Source organism: Promicromonospora umidemergens (assembly GCF_024171995.1).
In the GTDB taxonomy this organism is placed as follows: Bacteria; Actinomycetota; Actinomycetes; order Actinomycetales; family Cellulomonadaceae; genus Promicromonospora; species Promicromonospora umidemergens.
Window position 1 is genome coordinate 67564 of sequence record NZ_JAMTCT010000009.1, and the last position, 13350, is coordinate 80913.

Sequence of the window (13350 nt, forward strand, 5' to 3'; positions counted from 1 at the left end):
GAAGAGACACCATGATGAACCGCCACACCACCCAGCGGATCGCAGCGGCAGCGGCGAGCCTGGCAGTCGCGACGGTCGGCGGCCTGGCGACCACCGCCATGGCCGCGGAGGGCGACGACACCGGCGTCGGCCTGTCCGTGACCATCGAGGACAACACCCCGGGCGCTCTGAGCATGTCGGTGGCGCCGAACGACGGCGTCGTCCTCGCAGAGGAGGGCTCCGACGCAGAGGCCCGCCAGTTCGTGGGCAGCCTGCCCACGGTCACGGTCGCCGACACCCGCGACGCCGAGGACGTGCCGGAGGGCTCGTACTGGGCGGTCGTCGGCCAGGCGAGCGAGTTCACCGCCGAGGGGCGCGAGCCGATCGGCCCCGAGTACCTCGGCTGGGCGCCGCGCCTGCTGACGCCGTCGCCGTCGGGCGACATCGCGGCGGGGGAGCCGGTGTCCAGCGTGCTCCCGGACGGCTCGGGCGGTGCCGCCGTCGGTCTTGAGGGCCAGGAGCTGCTCCTGTCCACGTGGGCGGCCGGCTCCGAGGCCGGTCCGTGGGACGTGACCGCGGACCTGACGCTGCGCACGCCCGCCGACGTGCCCCCCGGCGAGTACTCGTCGGTCCTGACCCTCTCCCTCTTCGAGGGCTGAGCCACCACCTCGTTGAGTGCTGGATATTTGCGCTCGATCGGTTCGAAAGACCGCAGATATTCAGCACTCAACGAAGTCCTCCGGAGGGTTTTGCATGTTCGTGTTCAGCGTGGTCAGGGGTGTTGTGGGGCTCGTCGCCGCGGTACTGGTGGTGACGGCGGTGCCGGTGTCCGCCCCGGCGCAAGCGGCCGACGACGACCGTGTCACCTGGTCGGTCGTGCCGGCGGACGCGTCGGGTCCGGACGGGCGTCGCGTCGTCGACCTGGAGCTCGAGCCCGGCGAGCGAGCGACGGAGCGCGTGGCCGTGACCAACCACTCGGCGGACGAGGTGACGTTCGCGCTGTCGGCCAACGACGGGTACCTGACCGAACGGGGCAGCTTCGACATGCGGCCGTCGGCGGTCCCGCCCACCGACGGCGGGGCGTGGATCACCGTGCCCTCCGAGGTGGTCGTCGGACCGGGGGAGACCGAGGTGGTGCCCTTCGAGGTCACGTCGCCGGCCGACGCCGTACCCGGTGACCACCCGGCGGGCGTCGCCGCCTCGGTGCTGTCGGGCGGCGAGATGCAGGTCGAGTCGCGGGTCGGGGTCCGCGTGAACCTCCGCACCCCCGGGGAGGTGGTCGCCTCGATGGACGCCAAGCTGCTCGACACGTCCTTCACCCAGGGGCGTGGCCTGCTCGAACCCGGCGAGCTCGTGGTGCGGTACGCCGTCGTCAACGACGGGGCGGTCGCGCTGCGCACCACGTCGCAGGTCCGCGCGGAGAGCACGTTCGGCGGTCCGGCCGCGGCCGCACCCACCGGTGAGACGCTCGAGGTGCTGCCCGGCGGCCGCCGCGAGGTGACCGTGACGGTGCGGGGTGTCTGGCCAGTGGGGCCGTTCGGCGTCGAGGCCGTCGTCAGCGCCGCCATGGCGGAGGGCGGCCCGGACGTGCCAGTGCCTGCCGACGTGACTCTCGCCGACACCGCGTGGGCCCTGCCGCTGCCGCACCTCCTGGTGCTGCTCGCCCTGACGCTCGTCGCGTGGGCGGTGCGCCGGGCGCTCCGCGTGCGCAGGGCCCGGCTCGACCGGCTGCTCGAGCGGGCCCGCGCGGAGGGGCGCGCGGAGGCCATGGCGCCGGCGGGCTGACGTCGGTCGGCCCACGGCGCACGGCAGCGACCTGGCAAGACACCCGGTCGTGCCGCCTTGCTGCCGCGATCTGCCCTGCTACTGTCGGGACGATCATGATGGACCAAGGAATGACCGCGAGGAGACGGCGATGACCGAGATAGAGCCGGTCTACGGGGCAGGCACCCTGCTTCTGATCGCAGCGGCGGCGGTCGCTGTGCTTCTGTTCCTGATCATCAAGCTCAAGCTGCACGCGTTCGTCGCGCTCGTGCTTGTCAGCCTCCTCACCGCGGTCGCCGCAGGGATCCCCGTGGCGGACATCCCCGATGCGCTGCTGAGCGGGTTCAGCGGGACGCTGGGCTCGGTGGCGCTGCTGGTGGGATTCGGCGTCATGGTCGGCAGGCTGCTGGAGACCACCGGCGGCGCGCAGGTCCTGGCCGACACGCTCATCGCCCGGTTCGGTGAGAAACACGCTCCGCTCGCCCTCGGCGTCGCCGCGCTCATCTTCGGCTTCCCGATCTTCTTCGACGCCGGCCTCGTGGTGTTCCTGCCGATCATCTTCACCGTCGCGCGACGGTTCGGTGGCGGCATCCTGCGCTACGGGCTGCCCACCGCCGGGGCGTTCGCGGTCATGCACGCCGTGGTGCCACCGCACCCCGGGCCGGTGGCTGCCGCGGACCTGATGGGCGGGAACATCGGCCTCACACTCCTCATGGGTGTGCCCGTCGCGGTCGGCGCCTGGTTCCTCGGCGTCCACTACGTGGCCCGCTACCTGGGCGCCCGGTACCGCGTCGACGTCCCCGACGCCGTCTTCGGCCGGATGAACGGCGGCCGGGACCAGGACGCTGACGGGGGCACCGGAACGGGCGGCGGGACGACAGCCACCGCCACCCAGGCACCGCCCCGGTTCGGCACCGTCCTGCTCATCCTGCTCCTGCCCCTGGTGCTGATCTCGCTCAACACCGTCGTCAGCACCCTCGTCACGGCTGGCACCATCGCGGACGACGCGGCCTGGGCGAACGCCCTGACGCTCATCGGGCAGACACCCATCGCCCTGCTCATCACCGTGCTGGTCGCGCTCGCCGCGCTGTCCCGCGGCCGGTTCTCGATGGCCCAGGCGACCAGCATCCTGGACGACTCGCTCGGCCCGATCTGCTCGATCATCCTCATCACCGGTGCCGGCGGGATGTTCGGCGGGGTGCTCCGGGCCAGCGGCATCGGCTCGGCGCTCACCGAGTCGTTGTCCGGCCTGGGCATCCCGATCCTCCTGCAGGCGTTCTTCATCGCGACGGTGCTCCGGGTCGCGCAGGGCTCCGCGACGGTCGCCCTGACGACGACGGCAGGACTGATCTCGGCACAGGTGGCGGCCGAGGGCCTCAGTGACGTGAAGATCACGCTGCTGGTGTTCGCGGTAGCCGCGGGTGCGACCGTCCTGTCCCACGTCAACGACTCCGGGTTCTGGCTCGTGAGCAGGTTCTTCGGCATGGACGTCAAGACGACGCTCAAGACCTGGACCGTGCTGGAGACGACGCTGGGCGTCGCCATCTTCCTGATCGCCGCGCTGCTCTGGCTCGTGACCGGATGAGCCAGCCGCGCCACCTCGTCGTCATGGGCGTCACCGCGACGGGCAAGACCACCGTCGGCCGCGCGCTCGCGGAGGCGATCGGCGGCTTGTTCGTCGAGGGCGACACGTTCCACCCGCCGGCGAACATCGAGAAGATGTCGGCAGGGATCCCCCTCGACGACGACGACCGGCGCCCGTGGCTGCGGGCGCTGGCCCACGAGATCGCTCGGGTCGACGCGGCCGGCGAGCTCTCGGTCACGGCCTGCTCGGCACTGCGCCGGCCGTACCGCGACTGGCTGCGCGAGGGTTATGCCGGTCTGTTCTTCGTGCATCTCGACTCGACGTTCGACGTCCTGCTCGACCGGATGAAGCGCCGGACCCACTTCATGCCGCCGTCGCTCCTGCAGTCCCAGCTCGACACCCTGGAACCGCTGGAGCCGGACGAGGCGGGTGCCGTCATCGACGACAACCAGACCGTCGACGCCGTGTTCGCGGACGCGCTCGCCGCGGTCCGGGCGGCCTGACGGTCCGGGTCGCTCCGAAGGCCTACCGCGCGAGCTCCGGCGACCCGGAGGGCCAGCTCCCTGGCGACGGCTGGCTGAGCGGAGACGGGAAGGTCACCGGCAGCCGAGCGGGGAAGCGCATCCAGGGGCTGGTCGCCCACTCGACCTTTTCGGGGTCGCCGACGAGGGTCACCTGCAGGCGCTGCAGCAGCTCCGCGACCGCGATCCGCGCGATGACGCGCCCGAGACGCGGTGCGGGGCATCGGTGCGGGCCCGCGCCGAACGACAGGTAGGCGCGGTTTCCTACCGTGTCCCACGGATCGGCGGACTGGACCAGCGGGTCGTGGTTGGCCGCATGCACCCCGACGATCACCGCCGCCCCGCGTTCGACCAGCTTGTCGCCGATCGTCACCTCGCGCGTGGCGAACCTCGGCATGAGGTTGGGGTTCGTCGTCGAGCGCCACAGGACCTCGTCGAGCGCGTCGTCGATGTGCAGCCGGCCCCCGGAGACGCGGTGGGAGAAGCGGGGGTCGCTCAGGACCAGCGCGAGCGTCTGCGCGATCCAGGCCATCAGCGCCTCGTTGGCAGCAAGGGTGATGGCGGTGAGGGTCTGAGCCCGTTCCAGGTCGCTCTCGAAGTTCTCGTGCACGGCCAGGACCCCCGCGATGTCCTGGGTGCCGAGCTTCCTGCTGTGGACGATGTGCCCGGTGACGATCTCCAGCAGCTCGGCGGTCCGCTCACGGGCCGCGGCGCCGGACTCGAAGATCGCCCGGGTGATCTCCTGCAGGCGCTGCGCCTGCCCTGGTTCGAGCCCGTCCAGCTCGGACAGCACGAGGAACGGGACGACCGCTGCGTACTCGGCGACCAGGTCGGCGCGTCCGCGGTCCTCGAACCGGTCGATCAGCATCCCGCACAGCCGACGGGTGATCGCGGCCGTGCGGGTCTCGTCGACCTGCGACAGCGCTTCGTCGACGGGTGGCCGCATGCGGCCGTGCTTGGCGCCGTCGGCGTCGGCGAGCGTGGGTTTCGGGGCGCGGGGGAGCATCAGATGGAGCGCCGACTGCGGGCCGAGCAGGTTCTCGGCATGCCCGTGCCAGATCGAGGGGTCCTTGATGAAGGTGCGGTCGTCCCGCAGCACGCCGACCGCCTCGTTGTGGCCGAGCACCAGCCACGCCGGTACGCCTGGCTCCAGGTCGACCGGGGCGACGGAGCCCCATCGCTCGCGCAGCCGCTCGTACACGGCGTTCGCGTCGGCTGCCGTGGTGGTCTCCACGAGAAGCGTGCGGTCGGTGGTGTCGCGCAGCCGCACCAGCGGTTCCGACGGCGGTCGTGCGGTCACGGTTCCCCTCTCGTCGGCGCCCTGAACCGGGCCATGTGACGCCGGGTACAAGTCCTCGTTCGGGATGCTAACGGACGAATGCTCGGGTGGCGCCACCAGTTGGGTCACGATACGGGTCAGCCGTGCGAGGGTGCTTGTCGCCGGGCGGCGGTCTCGGCAGGATGTGCGGCATGTCCAAGGCCACACCGCTGCTCCGACTCCTCAACGTGCTGCTCGCACCGGGTATGCGCACCCGCAAGGATCCCGACGCCGTCTTCGACCGCCTGCTCGAAGAGGTGCAGCGTGGCCGGGTGCCGCTCGGCGCCGACGACCTGGCCGAGGTCGACGGCCTGCGCCTGCTCCTCGCCGACCACGCCGGGAACCCGGACCTGAGCGGTCTCGGCTGGATGAGCACCCAGGACCAGATCCGCGACCGGCTCCGCAACCGGGCTGCCGTCCACGACATCCAGGCGAACCACCCCGAGGTGCGGGACGAGCCGGTGACGGCTCCCGTGTTCGTCGTCGGGCTGCCCAGGACCGGCACCACGCTGACCTACAACCTGATCGCTCGCAGCCCGGGCAACCGGGGCCCGAAGCTGTGGGAGATGAACAACCTCGGCCTTCCGCGCCCCGCGGCGGAGCGCGAGAAGCTGATCGCGGCGGCACGCAAGCGGTACGCGGTCGTCGGCAAGGTCAGCCCCGGGTGGGCGCACCTGCACCCCCTGATCGCCGACGGCGAGGAGGAGGACTTCATGCTGCGGGCCCACACCGAGATGTACGCCACGTGGGGACCAGCACCGCGCTACCTCGACTACGTGGCGGGCGCCGACCTCACCGACGACTTCCTGTTCCTCCGTGCCGCACTGCAGGTCATGGCCGCCGGCGAAGCCCCGGCACACTGGGTCCTCAAGCACCCGATGGACCTGTGGCGGATGCCCGAGATCCTGCGGGCCTTCCCGGACGCGCGGTTCGTCTGGACGCACCGCGCTCCCGCGGCCGCCGTCGCCTCCGGCTGCTCGATGGCCGAGGCGACGCACATGATGTACATCAAGCCCGGCCGCATCGACCTGGACCGGATCGGCAAGGAGTGGCTGGGGATCTCCGCCGGCGGCGTCGAGCGCGCGATCAAGCTCCGCCAGGAGGTGCCCGACGACGCGGTCGTCGACGTCGTCTACGACGACCTGCTCGCGGACCCGAAGACGGTCATGCACGGGGTCTTCGACCGCCTGGACCTCCCGTGGAGCGAGACCGACGACGCCAACCTCGCCGCGTCGCTCGACCGGACCGGCCATCGCCCCCACGCGTACACGCTGGAGCGCTACGGCCTGGACGAGACCCAGGTCGCGGAGGCGTTCTCGGCCTACCAGATCCCGCCGTCGGTACTCCGCTGACTGTTTGCCCGGACGGTCTGGCTCGAGGACGACCTGGGGTACCGACTCCACGCGGAATCGGTACCCCAGGTCGTTCTCGCGGCTGACTTTGCGCCGGTCAGCGGGCCGCAGGGCCCGGGGGGAACTCCGGGCGGTCGAAGGCGTCGCGGATGCGCAGCCTGATCGTCGCGTCCAGCGCCTGGAGCTTCTTCGAGGCGCCCCGCTCCGTCACGTCGGAGATATCGGTGACCACGTAGCCGATGTCGCCGCGCGTGGCGAGCATCTGGCCCTCGATGTTGGCGCCGTGGTCGGCGAAGATCTGGTTCACCGTGGCCAGGACGCCGGGCACGTTGCGGTGCAGGAGCTTGATGCGGCCGACGCCGGTGTGCTCGAGCTGGAGGTTCGGCAGGTTGACGCTGAGCATCGTCGAGCCGGTGGTCACGTAGTCGCTGAGCTTCTTGGCGACGAACTGGCCGATCGACTCCTGCGCCTCCTCTGTGGAGCCGCCCACGTGTGGCGTGAGGATCACGTTGGGCAGGCCGCGCAGCACCGACTCGAAGGCGTCACCGCGCTTCTTGGGCTCCGCCGGGAAGACGTCGACGGCGGCGCCCGAGAGGTGCCCCGACGTGATGTGCTCGGCCAGCGAGTCGACGTCGACCACGAACCCACGGCACAGGTTGAGGAAGATCGCGTCCTGCTTCATGCGGGCGAACTGCTTGGCCCCGAACAGGCCTGCGTTCCCGGAGCGCCCGTCGACGTGCAGCGTCACGATGTCCGACGTCTCGAGCAGCTCGTCGAGGGTCTCGGCGCGGCGCGCGTTGCCGAGCGCCAGCTTCTCCGCGGTGTCGTAGAAGATGACCGAGAGGCCGAGGTTCTCGGCGAGCACGGAGAGCTGCGAGCCGATGTTGCCGTAGCCGACGATGCCGAGCGTGCGGCCGCGCACCTCGTGCGAGCCCTCGGCCGACTTGTCCCACACGCCCGAGTGCAGGGAGCGGTCACGCTCCGTCATCCGGCGGGTGAGGGCGATGATCTCGGCGATGGCCAGCTCCACCACGGACCGGGTGTTGGAGAACGGCGCGTTGAACACGGCGACGCCCCGGTTGGCCGCAGCGGTCAGGTTGATCTGGTTGGTGCCGATGCTGAAGGCGCCCACGCCGACGAGGCTCGTCGCCTCGGAGAGCACGCGCGCCGTCACCTCGGACTTGGACCGGATGCCCAGCAGCTGGACGCCGTCGAGGGCGGAGATCAGCTCGTCCTCGTCAAGGGCACCCTTGCGGTAGTCGACCTCGTACCCGGCCGATTCCAGGATCGGCACGGAGGTCGGATGGACGTTCTCGAGGAGAAGGGCTCGCTGCACGAGCCCATGGTGCGCCAGGTCTCCCGGAAGCAACAGCCACGTTCCGCCTACTGGGACGCCCCGCGGTCGCAGAAGCCTTCCGGCAGGTCTCGGGCGTGCACGACGACGAGCCGCTGCGTCGGACGCGTCATCGCCACGTAGAGGTCGCTGGTCCCCCCGGCGCCCTCTGCGATGGCGGCCGGCTCCACCAGCACGACGGCGTCGAACTCCAGCCCCTTGGTCTGGCGCGGTGCGAGCACGGTGACCTGGGCGTCCTCCGGGCGCTGTGCCGCCAGCCGGGCGGCCTCCGCGGCCCCGACGGCGCCAGGCAGGGCCTCGGCGACGGCCTCGGCCAGCTGCCAGACCCCTGCCCCTGGCACCACGACGGCGACCCGGCCGGCGTCGGGCCCCACGAGCTCCTTGATGAGGCCGAGCGCCTCGGCGACCACAGCGGAGACGTCCGGCAGGCCGTCCGGGCCGGCGGTGGTGCGCACCGCGACGAGGGAGTCCTCGACGTCGCGCGCCGCGCGCAGCTCCGAGACGGGCAGCCCGGCGGCCCGCGCGACCCGCTGGGCGGTGTCGGCGACGGTGGACGGCGTCCGGTAGGAGACGGTGAGCTCGGACAGCCGCCATCCGTCGCGCAGCAGGGGGGTGAGCATGCGGTCCCAGTCGCGCGCACCTGCCGCGGAGGACGTCTGGGCGACGTCGCCGACGATGGTCATCGACCGGGTCGGCACCCGCCGCACCAGCGACCGCCAGGCCATGGGGGACAGCTCCTGCGCCTCGTCGACCACCACGTGGCCGTAGGTCCAGGCGCGGTCGCTCGCTGCGCGCTCGGCAGTCGTCAGGGACGGCCCGGTCGCCGTGAAGCGGGAGGCGAGCGTCTCGGCGTCGACCAGGCCGTCGCCAGCGCCGGTCGCGGAGAGCACGCTGCGGGCGTACTCGACCTCGCGCGCCTGCTCCGCCTCACGGTGGCGGGCCTCGGCCAGGGCCACGGAGTCGTCCTCACCGAGCAGCTCGTACGCCTCGTCGAGGATCGGCACGTCGGACTCCGTCCACGGAGCTCCGGCGTCCCGCTGCAGGAGGCGGCGCTCGCGCGCGGTGAGCTCCGGCGCGGCCTCGGCCAGCCGGTGCGGCTTGGCGTACAGGTCGCTGACCAGCCTCTCGGGGGTGATGGGCAGCCACGCGATGTTCAGCGCGACGCGGACGTCGCGGTCCGAGCGGAGGTCCTCGAACACCGACGCGCGGTCCTCGCCCGACAGCGGCGCGTCCGTGAAGTCGCGGTACTGGTCGGTGAGGCGGTCCAGCATGTCGCGCACGAACGCGCCCCGCGCCAGGTTGTGCGGCTTGTGCGTGCGGCGGGCGCGCGCGATCGCGTCGCCGATGTCCCTCGGCCGGATCACGAAGTCATGTCCCTCGACACGCACCGCGACCTCCCGCTCGGGCACCCGCTCCCTGGCGCGCACCGCGCGGCGGACTATCTTGCGCCACAGGAGCAGGCCCTTGAGCCGGGCCACCTGCCCCTCGTCGACGGCGGTCGCGCGGATCCCCGGGACGAGGTCGCCGATCGTCGTGGACACGACACCGGTCTCGCCCAGTGAGGGGAGCACCTGGTCGATGTAGCGCAGGAACGCGCTGGACGGGCCCACGACGAGCACGCCGGAGCGTTCCAGCAGGCGCCGGTGCGCGTACAGGAGGTAGGCGGCACGGTGCAGCGCCACCGCCGTCTTGCCGGTTCCCGGGCCGCCCTGGACCACGAGCGCGCCGGACAGGTCGGAGCGGATGATGCGGTCCTGCTCGGCCTGGATGGTCGCCACGATGTCCGACATCCGGCCCGTACGACCCTGGGCCATCGCCGCGAGCAGCGCGCCCTCGCCGGAGAGCGCGTCGGGGTCGATCTCGCTGTCGAGGTCCAGCACCTCGTCCTCGAGGCCGGTCACCGACCGGCCCTTCGTCACCAGGTGCCGCCGCCGGCGCACATCGGCCGGGTGCAGCGCAGTGGCCCGGTAGAACGCCTCGGCGGCCGGGGCGCGCCAGTCGGTCAGCATCGAGCGGTGCTCGGCGTCGGTCAGGCCGATGCGCCCGACGTACCGGGTCACGGTGCCGTCGGCAGACCCGTCCGAGAGGTCGAGGCGGCCGAAGACCAGCCGGTCCTCGACGGCGTCGAGCTGCGCGGCCCGGTCCTCGTAGAGCGTCGCGAACGCGTCCCGTTCGCTGCGGTTCTGGTGCGTGCCGGTGGAACCCGCCAGGCGGACGTCCCGTAGACGGTCCGCGGTCGTGCCCCTGAGGGTGTCCAACCGGACGTACATCGTGTCGACGACTGCCTGCTCGTGGGCGAGCTCGCCCGCGATTCCCGTCACGCCATACCTCCGTGGTTCACCAGCGAAAATGCATCGGTCGCAATCAACCGGCCGACCATTATCGCGCACCTGTCGGCCTGTCCGCTGACACAGCGTCATCTCGCTGGATAGGATCGCCGCCATGGCACTCGGCGGGGCAGGTACTGCGGGGCCCGGAAGAGGGCCCGGGCTCGAAGCGCGCCCGTCGTGGATCGACGGGCCCATCTCCGTCCTCCTCGTCGAGGACGACGACGCCGACGCGTTCCTCGTGAGCGAGCTGCTCGCCGACGCCGACGTGGAGGCCGACCTACGAGCCGACCTGCATCGGGCCCGGTCCGTCGACGAGGCCCTCGGGCTCCTGTCGATGGTGGCGGTGGACTGCCTGCTGCTCGACCTCGGCCTGCCCGACGCCGAGGGTCTTGGCGCCCTGCGCCGCATCATCGAGGGCATCGAGGTCCTGCCCGTCCAGCCCGCCGTCGTCGTCCTGACGGGGAACACGGCACACGACCTTGGCGCATCAGCCGTCGCCAACGGGGCCGACGACTACCTGGTCAAGGGCGACGTGGACGGCGACGGCCTCGCCCGCTGCCTCAGGTACGCGACGCTGCGGCGCCGGTCCGCCGCCCAGCAGATCGCGCTGTACCGCAGCGAGGTGCGCGCGGCGGAGACCACCCGCCTCGAGCGTGCTCTGCTGCCCAAGGAGCTGGTCACGGACGAGCGGGTCTCCGTCATGGTGGGCTACCTGCCCGGCGGGAACGGCCTGCTCGGCGGCGACTTCTTCGACACGGTCGAGCGCCCCGACGGCACGCTCGTCACGGTCATCGGCGACGTGGCGGGGCACGGTCCGGACGAGGCGGCGCTCGGTGCCGCGATGCGCACCGCGTGGCGCACGCTCGTGCTGGCGGACACCCCCGCCGACGACGTCCTGCCGCTGCTGGAACGGGTGCTCCTGGCCGAGCGCGGCCGACCGGAGGTGTTCGTCACGATCTGCCAGGTGGTGATCGCACCCGACCGGGGGCGCATGGACGTCTATCTCGCCGGGCACCTGCCGCCGCTGCTCGTGGTGCCGAGGACCTCGGCTGAGGCCGCTGCGCTGGTCACGCACCACTGCGAGGAGCTGTCCTCCGCGCGCCGCGGCCGCGCCCTCGGCATCCCCGTGGACGGCGGCTGGTCGGCGCACACCGTCGAGCTGCCCGAGGTGTGGACCGCCGTGCTCTACACGGACGGGCTCGTGGAGGCCGCTGTCGGCGCCGACCCGAAGGGCACGCCCATCCTGCCGCCCAGCGCGCACGGACGCATGCCGCGGCTCGGCGCGCACGGGCTGCGCAGCGTCGTGGAGCGCGAGATGGACCAGGGCACCGACGAGGTGGTGACCCGCGTGCTGCGCCGCGTGCGCGAGCTGCACGGCGGACCGCTGGTCGACGACGCGGCGCTGCTCTTCGTCGGCTGGGCAGGGGCCGGCGCGACGGGCCCTGCCGAACGCACCTCGACGCTCGCCGACTCGGTGGAGTGGTCGCGGGCATGACGCTCGTGCCCGCCGAGCACCGGTTCACCGGTGTGTCCATGCGCAGCCGGCTCGCGCGGCTCCTCGGCGCAGTGGCGGCCATGCTCGTGATCGCGCTCGCCGTGGCGGTGCTCGCCCTGATCCAGTCGCGGGGCCTCGACGCACGGGCGGACGGGCCGTACTACCGGGCGCTGGTCGACGGGGAACGTGCGTCGCTGGCGCTGGGTGACGCCGAGGCGTCGCTGCGTGCCTACCGGGCGACGTGCGACGAGGCCGCGCTGGAGCCCTGGACGCGCGCGGTGGGGTCCAGCGGCCGCATCACGCTCCTCGCCGACGTCGAGCGGCGCGAGCTCGAGCCCGATGCCGAGGTCGCGCTGGCCTACCAGGAGGCGCAGCTGCGCACGGACGCCTGGTTCGACGAGTACGCCGAGCCCGTGGTGGCGGCGGTCGAGACGGCGCCCGCCGGACAGACGGCGTGCCGGACGGAGCTCCTCGGCACCGCACCGACCACCGCGGAGGGGGACGCTCTGTACGAGAGCGCGCGCGCCGCCGTCGTGCACTACCTGGCGGAGCTGAGCGCGCAGCGGGACGAGATCGTGGCGACCCGGGCGGTCTGGGAGCAGCTGCTGCTGGGCGCGGTGATCACGCTGGTCTTCGTCGTCGTGCTCATGGGCACGATGATGTGGCTCGCGCTGGAGTCCTGGGTGATCCGCCCGCTGACCGAGCTGACCGCCGCCGTGCGGGTGGTGAGCAGCGGTGAGCTCCGGCGCGAGATCACGCCCGTCGGCGCCGGCGAGGTGGCACTGCTCGCCATGCACGTGGAGACGATGCGCCGGGACCTGGTGCACCAGGTGGAGGAGATCCGGCTCTCGCACCAGGAGGTCGAGAACGCGCGCAACCTGCTCAGCGACAAGACGCGCGAGCTGGAGCGCTCGAACCGGGACCTGGAGCAGTTCGCCTACGTGGCGTCGCACGACCTTCAGGAGCCGCTGCGCAAGGTCGCGAGCTTCACCCAGCTCCTGCAGAAGCGGTACGGCGGATCGCTCGACGACCGCGCCGACCAGTACATCGAGTTCGCCGTGGACGGCGCCAAGCGCATGCAGCGGCTCATCCAGGACCTGCTGAGCTTCTCCCGGGTGGGCCGGACGGGTGTGCCGCGCGAGGACGTGGACCTCGAGGGGGTGCTGACGACCGTGCTGTCCGAGCTGTCCGAGCGGGCCAAGGAGACGGGCGCCGAGATCGTCCACGACCCGATGCCGGAGGTGCACGGCGAGCGCGCCCTGCTGCAGCAGCTGTTCGTGAACCTTGTGGGAAACTCGCTGAAGTTCCGCGACCCCGGGCGCGCGCCCATGGTCCGGATCGAGGTGCGGAGCATGCGCGCGCACTGGGAGATCTCGGTGGTCGACAACGGCATCGGCATCGACGCCCAGTACGCGGAGCGGGTGTTCGTCATCTTCCAGCGGCTGCACGCGCGCGAGCAGTACCCGGGCACCGGCATCGGCCTCTCCCTGGTGAAACGCATCGTCGAGTACCACAAGGGCCGCATCTGGATCGAGCCGGCGGCCGGCGGTGGCACCATCGTGCGGTTCACCCTCGCCCGGCGGCAGGGCCAGCCGACGGGCGGCCGCCTTTCGACCGAACGCGCGCAGTCGACTACGCTCGGATGAGGCGGC

10 protein-coding genes are annotated in these 13350 nt (G+C 72.1%); 7 read left to right on the forward strand and 3 right to left on the reverse strand.

Going from position 1 to position 13350, the window contains the following annotated elements; translation table 11 throughout:
• Window positions 1–11: 11 nt before the first annotated feature.
• The 4 genes from APR04_RS15625 (at window position 12) to APR04_RS15640 (ending at window position 3831) form a co-directional block, all read left to right on the forward strand.
• Entirely contained in the window at window positions 12–638 is a 627-nt protein-coding gene (locus APR04_RS15625; protein WP_253871744.1) for a hypothetical protein, read from the forward strand.
• Window positions 639–732: 94 nt separating this feature from the next.
• A complete protein-coding gene (locus APR04_RS15630; protein ID WP_253871747.1) occupies window positions 733–1764 on the forward strand; it encodes a WxL protein peptidoglycan domain-containing protein in 1032 nt (343 codons plus the stop codon).
• 130 nt (window positions 1765–1894) lie between these two features.
• Window positions 1895–3328 carry a GntP family permease gene (locus APR04_RS15635; protein ID WP_253871750.1) on the forward strand — a complete coding sequence of 478 codons (1434 nt, stop codon included), beginning with the start codon at window positions 1895–1897 and terminating at the stop codon, window positions 3326–3328.
• Complete coding sequence (locus APR04_RS15640; RefSeq protein ID WP_253871752.1) at window positions 3325–3831, forward strand: gluconokinase; 507 nt, start codon at window positions 3325–3327, stop codon at window positions 3829–3831. Before APR04_RS15635 ends, APR04_RS15640 begins: the two co-directional genes overlap by 4 nt.
• A gap of 22 nt (window positions 3832–3853) precedes the next feature.
• On the opposite strand, the gene APR04_RS31055 is transcribed toward APR04_RS15640, so the two are convergent.
• Window positions 3854–5149, reverse strand: a complete 1296-nt coding sequence (locus APR04_RS31055) for a cytochrome P450 (protein WP_253871755.1) — start codon at window positions 5147–5149, stop codon at window positions 3854–3856.
• 170 nt (window positions 5150–5319) lie between these two features.
• Here APR04_RS31055 and APR04_RS15650 point away from each other — a divergent pair, with 170 nt between their 5' ends.
• A complete protein-coding gene (locus APR04_RS15650; protein WP_253871757.1) occupies window positions 5320–6519 on the forward strand; it encodes a sulfotransferase family protein in 1200 nt (399 codons plus the stop codon).
• 97 nt (window positions 6520–6616) lie between these two features.
• Here APR04_RS15650 and serA read toward each other — a convergent pair whose 3' ends face one another.
• Window positions 6617–7855, reverse strand: a complete 1239-nt coding sequence (gene serA / locus APR04_RS15655) for a phosphoglycerate dehydrogenase (RefSeq protein WP_253871758.1) — start codon at window positions 7853–7855, stop codon at window positions 6617–6619.
• Window positions 7856–7902: 47 nt separating this feature from the next.
• Window positions 7903–10194 (reverse strand): HelD family protein, encoded by a 2292-nt coding sequence (locus tag APR04_RS15660; protein ID WP_253871759.1) that lies wholly within the window; start codon window positions 10192–10194, stop codon window positions 7903–7905.
• Between the two features lie 121 nt (window positions 10195–10315).
• Between APR04_RS15660 and APR04_RS15665 the strand changes: the two genes are divergently transcribed.
• A complete protein-coding gene (locus tag APR04_RS15665) occupies window positions 10316–11698 on the forward strand; it encodes a PP2C family protein-serine/threonine phosphatase (RefSeq protein ID WP_253871760.1) in 1383 nt (460 codons plus the stop codon).
• Window positions 11695–13344: a sensor histidine kinase gene (locus tag APR04_RS15670; RefSeq protein WP_253871761.1), complete on the forward strand. Its 1650-nt coding sequence runs from the start codon at window positions 11695–11697 to the stop codon at window positions 13342–13344. The genes APR04_RS15665 and APR04_RS15670 overlap by 4 nt, the downstream gene beginning before the upstream one ends.
• Window positions 13345–13350 lie beyond the last annotated feature (6 nt).